The organism is Bacteriovorax sp. HI3 (assembly GCF_059738875.1).
Genome location: NZ_AP026946.1, coordinates 3,241,371 through 3,256,579 on the forward strand (window position 1 = coordinate 3,241,371; position 15,209 = coordinate 3,256,579).

A 15,209-nucleotide genomic window follows, 5' to 3' on the forward strand; every position below is an offset into this window, starting at 1 on the left:
TTAAAACTCAAAATCCGGAATGAAGTGTTGTAGGAACATTCGCGAAGTCAGGCTCAAGTTCTTTCCTTTTGGTCTCGCTAACCACAAATGGAATTCATGAATATGCTCTACCGGTATTTCAAAAAGCTCACCGCTTTCGATTTCATTTTTCACCATAAAGTTAGTCAGGTAAGCAACACCTTCCCCGGCCATGCATATGCGTTTTTGTGACTCCTGGCTGTTGACTTCAAAACCAATCGGAGGAAGTTCACCAAATAATTCAATCAGTACTTGTGAAGACCTGCGCCCTAAAGTCGCGCCGATTGAACTGATGTAACCATATTTACTGATAAGTTTTTTGAGAGTCTTTTCATTACTTGATGATTTAGACTCCTTCCAAAGATCTGGATGACATACCAACGACATTCTTTCCGGGTATAAACGACGGAATTCAATTTGCGGAGTATTGATCTTAGCAAACATCAAAGCAAACTCGCAGTCAGTGGTCAGAAGAAGATGCACGATCTCATCAGGAGTTCCCGCTCGTACAGAAGGAATGACCTTCGGATGCTCTCTTCTAAATTCATGCAAAGGTCCAGGTAGAAGATCATTAACAATGTGATCAGAAGCTGCAAATCTCAACAGGCCTTCACAGTTTTCCTGAACGCCACGGCATAGGTTTTCAATTTCTTTTTCTGTATGAAAGAGCTTCTCACACAGTTTAAAAACATCAATTCCCTTAGGAGTAAGGGTGACGCCACTTTTTGAGCGGTCAAAAAGAACGACGTTTTCTGTTTCTTCTAAAAGACTTACTGAACGGCTTAAGGCCGATTGACTGATATTAAGTTTTTTTGCCGCCTCTGAAAATTTTCCAGTCTTGGCCACTTCATAAAAGACTCTTAGGTAATTTAATTCCATAGTTTCCGCCACTTAATCAATCATTCTAGTTTTTAGAAGAATATATACAAATCATTCTAATTTTCAAAATCAGTAAAGTAAAAGAAATTCGCGGCGCAAGCAAAACAAGGGGAAAACAATGAAACAATTACTTACTCTACTAGTCTTCGGAACTCTTTCAACAGCGGCTTTTGCTCATCCAGGAAGTCACAGACTTTCTTGTCACTCGGCCCTAAACTCTGGTGCCAAACAAGACGTGAGCGTTTTTCTAACTAGATCAAATGGAAAAGGCTGGGCAGCTCCCACAATTAAAATCTCTCTGAACAACAAAGAAGTTGTTTTAAACACACCAGACGATATGGACAATTACGGTTCAACATTTCACAATTCACCTTTAAAAGTAGTAACAGTGACGGCTGAAGTTCCAGAATCAGGATACTTTTCAGTGATTGCAATGCCGGAAACAGTGAAGGCCTTCGACATTGATGGAAATCCTGTGAAGTGGAATTTTGAAGCTGAAAAAGACGAATGCAATGACACTAACGGAAGTGCGACTTTCAAGGCGATCATCAACGGTTATATTTACCAAGATGGCGCTGACGATAAAATTGAAACTCAAATTTTGGATTGTGAACTTACTTACAATTCAGGAATGGCCTGTTAAGAGGAAAAGATGGCACGACTACTATTACCCGTGATCCTATTTTCGTCTTTGGTTTCAAACCGCGCTTTTGCTAAACAAATGACATCCCAAACGACTCCGAATAAGACTCGTTTTGTTTTTATGTTTGCCGGGCCATCAAGATGATGGCCCTTTTTATTTCTTTTTAGGTTCTAAAGGAAGAGTGACGAAAAAAGTTGTTCCATCTTCTGCGGAACTTTCGACGCGAACTGAACCTGTATGAGCTTCTGCTAATCCTTTCACCAACGCAAGCCCTATTCCCCATCCAGTCTGCCCACTTTTTAAAGCGGCACTCGAACGCCCAAAGTGAGTAAAGAGCAAGGCCTGATCTTCTTTAGAGATTGGTTTACCTTCATTGTGGATGGCAATCTCAGCAAATCCATTTTCACATTTTAAAGTAATGATGACATCACTATCGTATGAGCCATATTTAATTGCATTGCTTGCCAGGTTTTCAATCATGCGGTGGATGGCTAGGTTATCCCAATGACCGATAATCATATCTTGTGAGCATTTAACTTGAAAACGTTTACCATGAAGCTTTTCCAGGTCGTTGACAACGTAAGAGACAATCAACTCGAGGTGGCACTCTTGAAGAGTGACATTAATCCCAGCTCCAACCTTTAAACGATTGGCATCCAGCAAGTCGCGAATCATACGGTCTGCACGGTCTACACTGACAGCAATCCTATCCGCTGTTTCCACAATGACATCTGGCTTGTCTTTATTGAGCTTAATAATCTGTGAGCCGACTTTGGCAATCGCCATTGGCGTGCGAAGATCGTGAGTCAAGGCAGAAACAAATCTTTCACGCAAATCTCTTTCTTCCTGTAGCTCTCTTAGACTATCCTCTAGTTTTTTTCTATTTAAGACTCGGGCCGTAACTTCTCTAGGTGTCGCAAGAATTCTATAAGGCTCCCCTTCTCCATAACTGATACGAGAAAAAGTTGTATCAAAATAACGCTCTTCCACTGCTCCACTTGCCTTATTTAAAATATAGGCGAGACCTTCTTGAGAGAAAAAAGCTTCTCCTGTTTCGTAAACTTTTTTTAAAATTTTTGGAAAAAGAGAGTCTTGTAACTCAGGCACAGCGACTAACAGTGGTTTGGTTAAAAGATCACGGCCAGGGTAAATAGATTGATACTGTTCATTGAACATTTCATAAATCAGCTCTGGTCCTTTGAAAAGCACCATTGGTGTGTCACACCCATAAAACAATGCTTCGAACTTTTTTTGTTCGGCGATGATTTTTGGGTCAATTGAATAAGGAGAAGATTCGGGCATAAGCATCCTAATATTTTTAAAGCATAATTTACTTACTGGCTTCTGTAAAATTTAGCTTGATGCCCGAATCATTAAATGAGGTTTCTATTATTTAGAAAAATAGCAAAGAACTTTGATCTCAATAATCCCATTGGAATTAAATTTCATATGATCTTTGATATCGTTAGCGCTGTCATAGTGCTCAAAGCTTCCCCATTCCAGATGATCATTGTTAAGCTCGTCCATTGACGAAACTCGTTCGTAAGACACCTTATCTTTGTTATATGAAAGAGATAACTGGCGCTCATCTACATCAACAGCAAACTTAGTTCCTTGAGGAATGTTGATCGAACAATTATAGTTCGAGCCATCCATGGACTTAGACGTTGTTTTTACAATTGGTGATAGAAAAGTCAAAACACCGTTGTCGATCTTGTAACGTCCGCTTCCTGAAGCCTCTAAAGAAAAACGTTGCGCCGCTGGCCTTGAATCACTATTGCCTCGAAGTTGATCACAACTAACCTGGACGTCATTAAAATAACAGCTTTCTTTCTTCGCTACTGAATCTGAGTCACAGCTCACTAGAGTTAATAATACAAGTGCACTTAAAAAAATTGATTTCATGGTTCCCCCCTTTTTGTTCTGCTTGCTCTAAAGCAAGGCCAATGCCAAAAGGGGGATATTTGATTTAAACAAGTTAGCGAAATAGGAATGGCCTGACCGTATCATATTTAATACAAGCGTATTAAATTAACGAATCATTTTTCCAATTCTCGTAGGAGTAAAGCTAAAAGCATCATCTAGTAATGGAAGAGTTAAAGACATCCAAACGACAAAGGCCTTTCCTTTAATATTCTGCTCTGGAACAAAACCCCAGAATCGTGAGTCAGCAGAAAAATCGCGGTTATCTCCCATTACAAAATAATTCCCTGCCGGAACTTTAAACTTAGGGAAAGTGTCGACCTGGGTAAGTTTATGCGTTGTCTGAATATTAAATTCACGTTCACTATCTTTAATCTTAAAGAACTGAACTTTCTCGCCATCAAAACTTCCTGCGAAATCTTTCGTTACATCTGAGTTGTCTGGAATCATCGCCATCGGCTTGCCATTAACCAGGACTTCTTTATTAACAATTTCAATCTCATCACCAGGAAGACCAATAACTCGTTTAATAAAGTTCTTTGAAGTGTCCACCGGATATTTGAAAACAATGACATCATCTCTCTTTGGTGGTTCAAATTTTGTCAGGTACACGGGATCTGAAAAAGTTTCCGAATAAGGGAGTTTAAATCCGTAGGCAAATTTATTAACAACAATAAAGTCGCCGATATTAAGCGTAGGAATCATAGACCCAGAAGGAATTCTAAAAGGCTCAAAAAAAGTTGAGCGGAAGGCAAAGACGGCCGCAATGATCAGGATGTAAGACCTGATCTCCTTAGCATTTATTTTTTTGCTTAGTTCTTTCATAGAGTCTCCAATATAATGACTCTAATAGTATTACGCCCGTCCATAACAAAGATCAATTGTTTATTAGCAGACTATTCGCCTGCGCAGTTTAAATCCATAAAAGTTTTAATTTTTTCGGACTGCAGAAAATAAATAGTCCCTTGTGCATCAACGATAAAGTCTCCTTTAAAGTATCCAAGCTCTGCTGCTCCATTCTTTATAACAATAGAAGCAGTTGCCTTTGCCTGACGAACGTCTTCCTCCAGCTGGTCAACTGAAGTAATGTCTGTGGAAAAATATAGGCCGTCACGACCACCAACTTCTTCACCTTGATAAGCAAAGTAAACTGAATCTGTATAAATATAACAAGCTGTGTTTGAGTTCTGTCTTACAAGTTTAAAGTCCAAAGCATGGGCCTCGGAAAGGCCAAGAACAAGCACAAACGATAGAATTTTAGCAATCATAAATCCCCCCTTTAGTTAATGGGAGGCTTATAGCACCCCTTTTTGTATTATAAAAATTAATTATTCTTTCAAAAATAAGTAGTTTTTCTTATTATATAATCCTATGAGTGATCCAAATATCTACCATTTGCGCTATTTCCTCGATGCTGCCAATCTCGGAAGTGTCGCCGCCGCCGCTAAAAAAAATCATGTTAGCCAGTCCGCTGTCAGCCAGGCCATTCGAAAATTAGAAGAGTCAATGGATTGCTCGCTGATGGGACATAGTAAAAATCAATTTAAACTAACAAGTGAAGGGCTTGTCGCCCTGGAATCAATTAAAGAAATTCTTGATTCTGTTACCAACATGAAGGCCAAGCTTGCAGGGGCCAAAGATGAGGCCCATGGACCTCTCACTTTTGCCACGCTCAGAAGTTTAGCTCTCGTGCTGCTTCCTGATGTGATGAGCACTCTACAAAAAAACTATCCTAAAATTCAGCCGGTTCTTAAAATCGGGCACACTAAAAATATTCTTGAGCAAGTTATCGCTGGAGAAATTGAAGTTGGCCTGGTTGTCGATAACCGTGCGATTAGCGGCGTTCACAAACACGTACTACACGAAGGAACTTTCCGCTGCGTTGTCGGCTCTGCTTTTGCTGATAATGTTAAGAATATGGGTTTTTTAGTCACTGAAGAAAAACCAGGCGTAAATGAACTAAAAAAGACTTATAAAGAACGCTACAAAAAATCCCAAGCGAAAATTGCGATGGTTGTTGAAAGCTGGGAAGTTATCGCTCGTTTTGCCAGCGCAGGATTGGGAATTGGGATGATTCCTGATTTCGTGGCCGCCTCTGTTCCTGATTTAAAACTTGTTGAGGTCCATCATGACCTGGCCCAGAAAATCAGGTACAAAATTGTTTTAATTACGAAGAAATCGCTTTCTCCTAATGCGAAAGTGCTGGCACATGAATTAAACAGAGAAACCGAAAAACTTTTCCATAAATAGAGATTGATAAGAATGCACCCTTTTCCTATTGATACATTAAAAGATGATATTTTAAAGTCGCTTGATGAAGTGGACTTCTTAGTCATCAAATCAACTCCCGGATCTGGAAAAACCACGCGTGTCCCACTCTTTTTGAGTGAAAAATATAAAAAGAAAATTTACATCCTTGAACCAAGAAAACTGGCAGCAAAACTCGCTTCCCAATTTGTGGCCAAAAATAAAGGTGAGCTACCAGGAAAAAGTGTCGGCCATATTTTTAAATATGAAAAGATGGCCACAGATGAGACTCAAGTCATCTTTCTGACGGAAGGAACATTCCTAAGAATTCTGGCCAGCGATCCGACTCTCGAGGACTGTGATGTTGTCATCCTGGATGAATTCCATGAAAGGCACTACTACACGGATATCGCTTTTAGTTTTCTTCATAAAATCAAAGAGAAAAATAAAAATTTAAAAGTCATCATCATGTCGGCGACAATCAACCTCGCTGAACTCGACAGTGCGCTTATAGGCAGGGTCAAAACGCTGGAGCTTAATGAGACCAAACATAAACTCCAGATTGACCATTTACCCAACAATACGCTTGTACTGAAAGACCCATTGGAGAGAAAAGTTTATAATGCCCTTTCAGATGTTATTAAACGCCCTGGCCACGTCTTAATCTTTCTTCCAGGAATGTATGAGATTAGAAAGTGCGAAGAGATCGTAAGAAACAATTTTGACTGCGAAGTAGTCATCCTTCACTCTGAAGTCGCCGGGATCAATATCGATGAGAGCTTCTACGATCTTTCTCATAAGCGCGTGATCCTCTCGACAAATATTGCTGAGAGCTCTGTGACTATTCCTGGAGTTCGCTCAGTTATTGACTCTGGACTTCATAAAATTAGCCGAATCAATCCGATTACCCGGCTTCCGATGGTTGAATTAAGAAAGATCAGCCAGTCTTCTGCTGTTCAAAGGGCCAATCGTGCAGGAAGAGAAGCTGATGGCTACGCTTTAAGACTTTATGCTGAACAAGATTTTCAAGGAAGAGATCTTTTTGATATTCCAGAGATCAACCGCTCGGACTTGAGTGAACTTATCATTACATCGGCCGATTTATTTAAGGCCTCTCTCAATGACTTTACCTTTGTGGCGCCTTTAAAAGAAAGCGAAGTTAAAAAATCTGAAGACTTCCTGACTCAAATCGGTTTTTTAGAAAATAAACTTCCTACTTCTCTGGCCCATAAACTTTCACGTCTTCCCTTTCATCCGCGCGTTTCAAAAATACTGCATGAAGCTTCGCTTTGCGGGTCAGAAACATACAATCAGGTTGTTCAATTCCTGGCCGACCTGCTTGAGCCAAAAAATACAAATCGTTTCAAATCCCTGGCAAAAAATTACTTTAAGCCTCAAGATAATGGCACTCATGCTGACCTGGAGAAGATGATTCTCTTTGGTTATGTTGATCAAATCTCTAAATTGCGCGAAGGCTATAAACTGATCCACTCTAGTGGTGAGGTTTATGCTATTTCTTCCAGCATCTCTAACAACGTTGATCCATCCCATGACCTTTGGATCATTCTCGACCTTGATAATAGAAATGAAGTCACAAGGCTTCTGCCAATAGAAGAAGAATGGCTATATGACTTGCCACTTTTTCCTATCGAAGAATCCGAGCGTATTGACTTTAATCCTGAAACATTAAAACTGAGCGTAGAAAGAGTGACCCATATCGGAGCTATTGTCCTTTCAAAAGAAAAAGTGACGAACTCTGAACTCTCTGATGAATCTATCCTTTTTGTGATGAAAAAACTCTCTCCTCTTTTTAAGGAAAAGCTAAAAGATGATACTTTCACACGTCTCGAGATTTTAGAAAAGTACACCGTTAAAAAAATAAACGACTTTGATTTTGAATCATGGTTTAAGAATCAAGTGCCTTATCTTTTAAGTGATTCAAGTTATACTCTAGACACTGTTTTAGGCTTCTACGTAAATGACCTGTTTCAATTTCTTAATGAAGAAGGCATCTATGACCTGGAAGAAGACTTGCCTCTTTTCCTAAAGCTTCACGACAAGAGGAAAGTCCCCATTCATTACGATGCGACTAATGGTATCCATTGCGAGTCTTACATTCAGGACTTCTATGGGTTAAAAAGTGCACCTTCCATTCTCAAAGGAAAAGAAAAAATTAAGGTTCATCTCTTAGGTCCACACAAAAGGGCCCTACAAGTCACAACAGACTTGGGAAGTTTCTGGGATAAGGCCTACAAAGAACTTTATGCTGAACTAAAAAGAGATTACCCAAGGCACTACTGGCCGCTTTCACCAAAAGAGGCACTCCCAATTCTTTTAATGAAAAATGTAAAATAGGATAACTTATGGCAAACCTGGACGTTAATCGCTTAAGACAAGAAACACCCGCAACTGCAGAGCTCATTCATTTTAACAATGCTGGTGCTTCTCTTTCGCCCACTCCCGTTCTCGAAGCAGTCATCGGCTACTTAAACGATGAGGCCACTCTTGGTGGTTATGAAACGGAAGCAAAGTACGGCCCTCAATTTAAAAATATCTATTCTTCTGTCGCTCGCCTGATTAACGCTAAAGAAAATGAAGTGGCCTTGGTTGAAAGCGCCACCCGCGCCTGGGACCGTGCACTCTCTTCTATCCCTTTTCAAAAAGGCGATGTTATCCTGACTTCTTACAGCGAATACGTCAGTAACTACATTGCGCTTCTTCAGTTGCAAAAGCATCTCAGTGTTCAAGTGGAAATGATCTCGGAAGACCCTCATAAAGAGTTTTCGCTAGAAGACTTAAAAAAGAAGATGAACAGCAAAGTTAAACTCATTGCTCTCACTCATGTTCCTTCGACAAATGGACTTATCAATCAACTTGAAGGTGTGAGTGAAATTGCCAGGAACCAAAAGAGTTTTTTCCTGTTAGACGCTTGTCAGTCTGTCGGGCAAATTCACATTGATGTAGAAAAGATTGGTTGTGATTTTTTAGCTGCAACTGGAAGAAAATTTATGCGTGCTCCTCGCGGGACGGGATTTCTTTATGCCCGCACGGAAACATTAAAAGAATTAGAACCCATGTTCCTCGACTTCACTTCTGCCGATTTAAAAAGTAAACAGTACCATGTCAAAGATGGGGCCAAGCGCTTTGAGAATTATGAAACAAGCTTTGCTGCCCGTTTAGGTTTTGGTGTGGCCGTTGACTACGCTTTAAGTATAGGGACAAAAGTTATCGAAGAGCGCGTGCAATCTCTTGCCAGCACTTTAAGAAAAGAGCTTTCAACTCTCCCGAACATCAGAGTTCACGACACTGGAAAACACCAATCAGGGATTGTCACTTTTTCTCTGCTGAATCAAGACTCATATTTCATTGCTCAGAAACTGAGAGAGAAAAAGATTAATGTCTCTGTTTCAAGTCCGTCATACGCCCTTGATCTTGAGGCCAAAGGACTCTCAGCGGTAGTGAGGGCCTCGATTCATTATTATAATACGAGTGATGAGATTCAGGCGCTTAAAGAAGCACTAAAAGTAATCGTTTAGGTGATGAGGCTTTGCCCCTTCTTTTTCATAGGCCTCAACTTCAAAGCTGATGGCCATGTAGGCCTTATGGTGATTCATACCTTTTAAGCGGCAGGCACAATACTCTTTTAAGTAAAGGAAGTAAAAGCGCCAAACACCCACTCGTCTCATTTGATCGACATGAATCATTTCATGATGAATGAGAACATCATCAGGATTCTTTGAAGCAAAAAAGACAAAAGGGTAAAGAACAATACCATCCACTCTAAGCAACTTAGCAATCAATGAATTTCTAAACAGTCTGGGTTTCAGCACTTATCCTTCTCTGATCGAATAATAATCTTGGGGAACCTTGATTCCACGACGAGCGATCTTTTCTGTCATAATTGTTTCTTTTAAAAAGAAGATTGAAAACAAAAAAGCTGCGCTGTTACCTAATAAAAGTGGCGCGATTCCAAAATGGGCCCCCGTCACCTCTAAAGCAAAAACAGTCGAAGTTAAAACCGCTCTTGTAGCACCGGAAAACATTGAAGACATACAAACTAACGCCGTTACTTGAGTCGCAATCCCGATGTCGGGGAAAAAATGCATCCCTATAAAACTCAATACAACCCCGAGAGTACTTCCAAAAGTTAACAGCGGCGCCAGCGTTCCTCCCGAAGTTCCGCTTCCTAAAGAAATGGCCCATGAAAGAAATTTAAGGACAAATAATGTCAGCGCTGGAACCAGAAGGATATTTCCCTGGAGTGAGTTAATAATATTGCTGTATCCAACCCCTAAGGTTCTCGGGTCATAGTATCCAATGACTCCGACGGCCACTCCCCCAATCATCGGCCACCACATCCAGTGAATGGGAAGATGTTCAAACTTGTCTTCGACGTAAAAAACAATTTTAGAAACAACACATGAAACAGCTCCCGTGATTGCTCCGGCGACAAAGTAGAAAAGAGAGTTCCATCCGTTAACGACTTCATGAATTTCCCCTATGGGAAACTCAGGTGCTGTATGCCCAAGAGCAAGTCGTAAAGAGTATGAAGTCGACACTCCGATAATAACGGGAATAAAAGACTTGGCACTAAACTCGAATAACAAAAGCTCTATGCAAATAAAAATAGCGGCTAAAGGTGTTCCAAAAATCGCAGTCATCCCAGCAGCAGCACCAGTAGCTAAAAGAATTTTTCTTTCATACTCCTGGAAATAAAGATGTCTTCCTATCCATGAACCAATCGAACTTCCCGTCGCAATGATGGGCCCTTCTGCACCAAAAGGTCCACCTGAACCAATAGAAATCGCCGCAGACAATGGTTTTAAAATGGTCATTCTCCTTGGGATTTTACTTTCTTTAGTTAAAATATTTTCCATAACCTCAGGAATGCCGTGACCACGTATCGCCTGACTTCCATAACGGGCCATGAGACCAACAATCAATCCACCAATGATCGGCACAAGAATATAGATTGGACTAAATTCATGATTTACCAGCTCAACTGGTTTGAAAGAAATTTCATGAAACCAAAACAAGTGAGTAAAAAAAGCAATTGACCAAAGTAAAACTTTAGCAATAAGGTTAGAGAGTGCTCCTATAAGAGATGCAAATAAACAAAGAATAAGCATTCTTCTGCGTTTCAATTCCATTCATTAGTCCTTTTAAAAAATGTTCTTTAAAAGGAAGCTAATGTGCCACCAGACTTTCTGCAATGGGCATCGTATCGAAACGCTGCATCAATGAGCTTCTTTAAACACCTCTCCTTTAGAAGTTGAATGATATTCATTCATATGGAAGTTTGCTTTCTTTTCATAATAAGAAAGAAGGATCTCTCTTCCATCACTTGCTAAAGGTGAACTCCAGTCTCTAAACCATTCTGCGATCATTGCCGAAGTTGTATTGGGAATTGCCCCTGCTGCAATCAAACGCGAGATCGCTGTTTCATGTTCAACGACAGATTGCCCTGCAACTGCATCAGCAACAAAACATACTTCAAAACCATCAGCGAGAGCGTCCACCACTGGATAAGTTAAACAGATCTCAGTATAGAGAGCACAAAATACTAAACGCTTTTTACCAGTGGCCTTCACTGCCTCTACAAAGGCCTGGTCTTCCCAAGCGTCCATTGATGTGCGGTCAATTTCAACTACACCATTAAGAATATCTTTGAGTGATTGAGTTGTGGGTTTATTCACTCCCATCCTCACTGCAACAGTGCTGAGAATAACAGGGATATTGAAGGCCACTGCTGCTTTAGCAATCGTACACACGTTAAGTTCAATTTCTTTAGGATAAGCAGAACCCAGCCCACTGAACATTTCTGGTTGATAATCAATTAAGATAAGAGCACAATCATCTGCGTCCCAAACACCTTTTGGATTCTTCATCATACTTCACCTCCTTGTTAATCGACTAAAACAGGAATTGTCGACTCACTCAAACATTAGGAGCATGAATCCTCATATACAATTTAAGAAATAATTAAAGATAATAAGAAAATTAATCAGTTATTGATAACCTCACATTCTTGTCATGGACACTTGAGAGGTCTAGAATGACCTTATTATGTACTCCATACTACTATTTTTTATTTCCATCTTCGCAGGCCTTCTAGGATCACTCTTAGGACTTGGTGGTGGTATTATTGTCGTTCCAGTTTTAACACTTTTTCTCGGTATTGATATCCGCTACGCCATCGCCGCGAGTTTGATTTCAATTGTAGCCACATCTTCGGGAGCTGCAGCGAGTTTTCTAAAAGATCATTTAACCAATCTGCGCTTAGCTGTGTTGCTTGAAGTTGGAACAGTGTGCGGTGCGATTGTTGGATTCCTTCTGGCAAAATCGGTAAACTCATCTTTTCTTTTTATTCTCTTCGGAGGATTTCTTTTTTTCTCGGCCGTCATGATGTTGAGAAAAAAAGAAGATCACCGTGCCGAGATTGATCACCCTTGGTCACAAAGATTAAAACTGGCCGGGCAATACACTGAAAAAAATGGCGAGCTTATTCTCTATAAGGTTGCTCAAGTTCCAGTGGGTCTCGGGGCCATGTTTATTGCAGGTATCCTCTCTGCCCTTTTAGGTATCGGAAGCGGTATTTTTAAAGTGATGGCGATGGATGGAGCGATGAAACTACCAATGAAAGTTTCTTCAGCAACTTCAAACTTTATGATCGGTGTAACTGCAACGGCCAGTGCTGGGGCTTACTTTCTTCGCGGAGACATCCGTCCAGAGATCGCTTGTCCGGTATCAGTAGGAATTATTGTCGGTTCTTATTTTGGAGCACGCTTGATGCCTAAAATGCCTGCGGCCATTATCAGAAAAATCTTTGTTGTTGTTCTGACTATTGTTGCAGTTCAAATGTTAATGAAAGGAATGAAATAATGGAACAGATGGATCAATTGGAATCACTGGAACTTAGAATTTCAAAATTCCTGAGGCTAGGGGTGATCGTTGCTGGGTTATTCATGCTTATTGGCTGGATCTCACAATCAATCAACCAGCCCGACTCTCTTTTGGCCCTTAAAACCTATCACTCGTCTACACTTTCAGAGACACTCTCAAATGCATGGACAACAAATTCATGGGGAGTACTTATCTCTTACTTTGGACTGGCCATCTTAATATCGCTTCCTATCACGCGTGTTTTTCTCACAGCAGTTCTTTTCTTAAAACAAAAAGAGTATCTGCTAGCTGGAATTGCCGCTTTCGTTCTAGTAGCATTGATAGTCAGTTTTTCTTTGGGAATTGAGCTGTAATCACTCTCCGGCATTTCTACCAGAGAGTGATCGATGGAATAGTTAAGACGCTTTTTTTACTTTTTTAAATTCATTAGAAAGATTATTCACTAACTGCTCGGTTGCCAGAGTGACTAATAGATTAAATAGCATATCTACCTTCACATTGAGGACTTCAGAGAGTTCATGGAGTCTTTTAACTGGCGGACTTGAAACACCTCTTTCCCAATCAGAAATAAACTGTGGGCTTGTATATCCAAGTTCTGCTGCCAGCTCAGACTGAGAGTATCCTCTGGCCAGACGAGTTTTCTTAATGTAAGAGCCTAGTGTTTCTCTTACGACCTTTTTGTTCTTTTTTGTGGTTTTCTTTTTAGTTGTCATAATGATTCATCGTACCGCAAATATGAAGTATGTCAAACTACATGTACACATGCTACACATTTTGATGTAAAGGAAATTTCATTATAAATGAAGACCCTTTTCCAATAACACTTTCTATAAATATTTTTCCATTGTGTGCTTCTACTATTTGTTTAGAAATATAAAGTCCTAAACCTAAACCAGATACTCCAGGATCATCACTCGCTCTTTCGAAACGCTCGAAGATCTGTTCCTGCTTCTCTAATGGGACACCCAAGCCTTCGTCTTGTACAACGACAACAGCGTTACTATTTTCTTTAAATACTTTTACTCTAACGGGTTTTCTCTCTCCGTACTTCATGGCATTGGTCAGGAGATTAGTCACAACTTGAGACATTCTGATTGGATCCATTTCTCCAACGGTCATTTCCGAACGCTCTAAAACTAACTCACTACCGCTGCGAATGGCCTGAGTCGCAAGCTGAGCGATGCAATCGTTAACTAACACTGCCAAATCGGCCTGTTCTTTTTTTATTTCCAATTTACCAACTCTGATCTGTGCAAGATCCATTAGTACACCTTGAAGTGTGGCAAGCTTTTTCACCAGAGTCATTGAACGAGCTGTGAGTTTTTTCACCTGCTCCTTATCCATCGGTCCTTCTTCTTCGCTGACCGATTTTTCCAGTAAATAAATCTGCAGGTTAAGTGCAGTCAGTGGAGTGCGCAGCTCATGAGAGGCAATAGAAAGAAAATCATCGCGCATTTTAACTGCAGTCCTTGCTTCTTTATAGAGCTCACTGTTTTGAGTCGCAATTGCTTCCAAGGCAGCAGTTCTCTCTTGCACTTTTAACTCAAGGTCCTTGTGCGAAAGCCTCAAGTCTGAATATGATTTCTGCAAGAGATCGCCCATGCGGTTTACAGATTGATTCAACTGTCCCAACTCATCACTTGAATCAACAACCAGGCGGCGTTCAAAATTCCCTCGTCCAAACTCTGTCGTGATGTCATTGAGATTTGATAAACCTTTAGAGATCGCTTTGCTGGTAAAGAAAGTCAGAGTTAGACCAATACTTTCCACAGTGATTACCAAAATCACCAGGATCATAAAAATAAGTCTCTCCATCCAGCGTGAGCCTTCACCCAATGTTGATGAAAATATTTCTTCAATTTTTGTAAGTTCATTATTGATGTGAACAACTTCATCAAGACACTTCTGCATCCTCAGTTGATTAGTGCCACCTTCCAGCACCAACCCATAATACTCATCAACAGTGTTTCTCAATTTTACTAAAAGAGCATCGCCTTCTTTCCAGGCCGAGACAGCTTTAGCAATGTAGCTGACTCGATTGAAACGCTTAAGCATATTGACGACAGAGGGTACATCATCAGGATGGATTCGCCCTTGAACAAATCCCGCCAGAACCTTTTCCATATTCGGGTTTGGTTTCTCCAGCTCCAGTCTCGCAGCACGATCACCATCTGGAATTTTTAAAGCTTCATGAAAAGCTCGGTAGTCTGCTTCATCTTTTGTCAAAGCAAAGCGCTGAAAGCGATAAACAGCATTTTTTTGCGCCTTAGACCAGCTGGCCTCACCACCAACAAAAGCACGAACGGCCGAAAGGTTCCCCATTGCAAAATGCAAAGTAAAAAGTTCGATAATAACCAGCGTGGCCATAATACCCACGACAAAATATAATTTCACTGAAATGGAAATGTTCTTCCAGATGTTAAAAAGATTCTCTAGTGGATGACTCTTGCCCAAAAAACTTTCCCAAAATATTCTGATTATTATAAGGAAAAAGCTTAGCACAAACTGTCGAAACGGAGTTAGCAATTAAAGCATTTTTTTTGATTTGCCTCGAGTCATTTCCTTGTCATTAAATCTTTAGAAAGTTACCCTCGCT

17 protein-coding genes are annotated in these 15,209 nt (G+C 40.4%); 7 read left to right on the forward strand and 10 right to left on the reverse strand.

Features of this window, described 5'->3' with window-relative positions; genetic code table 11:
* Window positions 1–897 carry a LysR family transcriptional regulator gene (locus tag AC6JA8_RS16050; RefSeq protein WP_497974700.1) on the reverse strand — a complete coding sequence of 299 codons (897 nt, stop codon included), beginning with the start codon at window positions 895–897 and terminating at the stop codon, window positions 1–3.
* A gap of 118 nt (window positions 898–1,015) precedes the next feature.
* Here AC6JA8_RS16050 and AC6JA8_RS16055 point away from each other — a divergent pair, with 118 nt between their 5' ends.
* Both AC6JA8_RS16055 and AC6JA8_RS16060 read left to right on the forward strand, forming a co-directional pair.
* A complete protein-coding gene (locus AC6JA8_RS16055; RefSeq protein WP_497974701.1) occupies window positions 1,016–1,540 on the forward strand; it encodes a hypothetical protein in 525 nt (174 codons plus the stop codon).
* Window positions 1,541–1,549: 9 nt separating this feature from the next.
* Complete coding sequence (locus AC6JA8_RS16060; protein WP_497974702.1) at window positions 1,550–1,684, forward strand: hypothetical protein; 135 nt, start codon at window positions 1,550–1,552, stop codon at window positions 1,682–1,684.
* A gap of 9 nt (window positions 1,685–1,693) precedes the next feature.
* Here AC6JA8_RS16060 and AC6JA8_RS16065 read toward each other — a convergent pair whose 3' ends face one another.
* From AC6JA8_RS16065 to AC6JA8_RS16080, 4 genes are all read right to left on the reverse strand, one after another.
* Window positions 1,694–2,842 (reverse strand): PAS domain-containing sensor histidine kinase, encoded by a 1,149-nt coding sequence (locus AC6JA8_RS16065; protein WP_497974703.1) that lies wholly within the window; start codon window positions 2,840–2,842, stop codon window positions 1,694–1,696.
* 87 nt (window positions 2,843–2,929) lie between these two features.
* Window positions 2,930–3,445 (reverse strand): hypothetical protein, encoded by a 516-nt coding sequence (locus AC6JA8_RS16070; RefSeq protein WP_497974704.1) that lies wholly within the window; start codon window positions 3,443–3,445, stop codon window positions 2,930–2,932.
* A gap of 126 nt (window positions 3,446–3,571) precedes the next feature.
* Window positions 3,572–4,288, reverse strand: a complete 717-nt coding sequence (gene lepB, locus AC6JA8_RS16075; protein ID WP_497974705.1) for a signal peptidase I — start codon at window positions 4,286–4,288, stop codon at window positions 3,572–3,574.
* 71 nt (window positions 4,289–4,359) lie between these two features.
* Window positions 4,360–4,731: a hypothetical protein gene (locus AC6JA8_RS16080; RefSeq protein WP_497974706.1), complete on the reverse strand. Its 372-nt coding sequence runs from the start codon at window positions 4,729–4,731 to the stop codon at window positions 4,360–4,362.
* Between the two features lie 103 nt (window positions 4,732–4,834).
* Here AC6JA8_RS16080 and AC6JA8_RS16085 point away from each other — a divergent pair, with 103 nt between their 5' ends.
* The 3 genes from AC6JA8_RS16085 to AC6JA8_RS16095 are packed head-to-tail and all read left to right on the forward strand — an operon-like array spanning window position 4,835 to window position 9,246.
* Window positions 4,835–5,713 (forward strand): LysR family transcriptional regulator, encoded by an 879-nt coding sequence (locus AC6JA8_RS16085; RefSeq protein WP_497974707.1) that lies wholly within the window; start codon window positions 4,835–4,837, stop codon window positions 5,711–5,713.
* Window positions 5,714–5,725: 12 nt separating this feature from the next.
* A complete protein-coding gene (locus AC6JA8_RS16090) occupies window positions 5,726–8,065 on the forward strand; it encodes an ATP-dependent helicase C-terminal domain-containing protein (RefSeq protein WP_497974708.1) in 2,340 nt (779 codons plus the stop codon).
* 8 nt (window positions 8,066–8,073) lie between these two features.
* Window positions 8,074–9,246 carry an aminotransferase class V-fold PLP-dependent enzyme gene (locus tag AC6JA8_RS16095; protein WP_497974709.1) on the forward strand — a complete coding sequence of 391 codons (1,173 nt, stop codon included), beginning with the start codon at window positions 8,074–8,076 and terminating at the stop codon, window positions 9,244–9,246.
* Here AC6JA8_RS16095 and AC6JA8_RS16100 read toward each other — a convergent pair.
* The 3 genes from AC6JA8_RS16100 to AC6JA8_RS16110 form a co-directional block, all read right to left on the reverse strand.
* The gene (locus AC6JA8_RS16100) at window positions 9,229–9,540 is read right to left on the reverse strand and encodes a hypothetical protein (RefSeq protein ID WP_497974710.1); all 312 of its coding nucleotides are present in this window, start codon (window positions 9,538–9,540) and stop codon (window positions 9,229–9,231) included. The two genes, AC6JA8_RS16095 and AC6JA8_RS16100, sit on opposite strands and share 18 nt — an antisense overlap.
* Window positions 9,541–10,860: a chloride channel protein gene (locus tag AC6JA8_RS16105; protein ID WP_497974711.1), complete on the reverse strand. Its 1,320-nt coding sequence runs from the start codon at window positions 10,858–10,860 to the stop codon at window positions 9,541–9,543.
* An 87-nt stretch (window positions 10,861–10,947) separates the two neighbouring features.
* Window positions 10,948–11,601 carry an isochorismatase family protein gene (locus AC6JA8_RS16110; RefSeq protein ID WP_497974712.1) on the reverse strand — a complete coding sequence of 218 codons (654 nt, stop codon included), beginning with the start codon at window positions 11,599–11,601 and terminating at the stop codon, window positions 10,948–10,950.
* A gap of 175 nt (window positions 11,602–11,776) precedes the next feature.
* On the opposite strand from AC6JA8_RS16110, the gene AC6JA8_RS16115 reads away from it, so the two are divergent.
* Both AC6JA8_RS16115 and AC6JA8_RS16120 read left to right on the forward strand, forming a co-directional pair.
* Entirely contained in the window at window positions 11,777–12,592 is an 816-nt protein-coding gene (locus tag AC6JA8_RS16115; RefSeq protein WP_497974713.1) for a sulfite exporter TauE/SafE family protein, read from the forward strand.
* Entirely contained in the window at window positions 12,592–12,966 is a 375-nt protein-coding gene (locus tag AC6JA8_RS16120; RefSeq protein ID WP_497974714.1) for a DUF1634 domain-containing protein, read from the forward strand. Before AC6JA8_RS16115 ends, AC6JA8_RS16120 begins: the two co-directional genes overlap by 1 nt.
* Window positions 12,967–13,008: 42 nt before the next feature.
* On the opposite strand, the gene AC6JA8_RS16125 is transcribed toward AC6JA8_RS16120, so the two are convergent.
* Together AC6JA8_RS16125 and AC6JA8_RS16130 are read right to left on the reverse strand one after the other, a co-directional pair.
* A complete protein-coding gene (locus tag AC6JA8_RS16125) occupies window positions 13,009–13,326 on the reverse strand; it encodes a helix-turn-helix domain-containing protein (RefSeq protein ID WP_497974715.1) in 318 nt (105 codons plus the stop codon).
* Window positions 13,327–13,378: 52 nt separating this feature from the next.
* Window positions 13,379–15,067 (reverse strand): HAMP domain-containing sensor histidine kinase, encoded by a 1,689-nt coding sequence (locus AC6JA8_RS16130; protein ID WP_497974716.1) that lies wholly within the window; start codon window positions 15,065–15,067, stop codon window positions 13,379–13,381.
* Between the last annotated feature and the right edge of the window lie 142 nt (window positions 15,068–15,209).

Coding starts and splice junctions, on each gene's coding strand:
- AC6JA8_RS16080 (WP_497974706.1), bottom strand. CDS start 4,731: ATGATTGCTAAAATTCTATCGTTTGTGCTTGTTCTTGGCCTTTCCGAG.
- AC6JA8_RS16050 (WP_497974700.1), bottom strand. CDS start 897: ATGGAATTAAATTACCTAAGAGTCTTTTATGAAGTGGCCAAGACTGGA.
- AC6JA8_RS16085 (WP_497974707.1), top strand. CDS start 4,835: ATGAGTGATCCAAATATCTACCATTTGCGCTATTTCCTCGATGCTGCC.
- AC6JA8_RS16090 (WP_497974708.1), top strand. CDS start 5,726: ATGCACCCTTTTCCTATTGATACATTAAAAGATGATATTTTAAAGTCG.
- AC6JA8_RS16060 (WP_497974702.1), top strand. CDS start 1,550: ATGGCACGACTACTATTACCCGTGATCCTATTTTCGTCTTTGGTTTCA.
- AC6JA8_RS16115 (WP_497974713.1), top strand. CDS start 11,777: ATGTACTCCATACTACTATTTTTTATTTCCATCTTCGCAGGCCTTCTA.
- AC6JA8_RS16110 (WP_497974712.1), bottom strand. CDS start 11,601: ATGATGAAGAATCCAAAAGGTGTTTGGGACGCAGATGATTGTGCTCTT.
- AC6JA8_RS16055 (WP_497974701.1), top strand. CDS start 1,016: ATGAAACAATTACTTACTCTACTAGTCTTCGGAACTCTTTCAACAGCG.
- AC6JA8_RS16065 (WP_497974703.1), bottom strand. CDS start 2,842: ATGCCCGAATCTTCTCCTTATTCAATTGACCCAAAAATCATCGCCGAA.
- AC6JA8_RS16070 (WP_497974704.1), bottom strand. CDS start 3,445: ATGAAATCAATTTTTTTAAGTGCACTTGTATTATTAACTCTAGTGAGC.
- AC6JA8_RS16095 (WP_497974709.1), top strand. CDS start 8,074: ATGGCAAACCTGGACGTTAATCGCTTAAGACAAGAAACACCCGCAACT.
- AC6JA8_RS16120 (WP_497974714.1), top strand. CDS start 12,592: ATGGAACAGATGGATCAATTGGAATCACTGGAACTTAGAATTTCAAAA.
- AC6JA8_RS16125 (WP_497974715.1), bottom strand. CDS start 13,326: ATGACAACTAAAAAGAAAACCACAAAAAAGAACAAAAAGGTCGTAAGA.
- AC6JA8_RS16105 (WP_497974711.1), bottom strand. CDS start 10,860: ATGGAATTGAAACGCAGAAGAATGCTTATTCTTTGTTTATTTGCATCT.
- lepB (WP_497974705.1), bottom strand. CDS start 4,288: ATGAAAGAACTAAGCAAAAAAATAAATGCTAAGGAGATCAGGTCTTAC.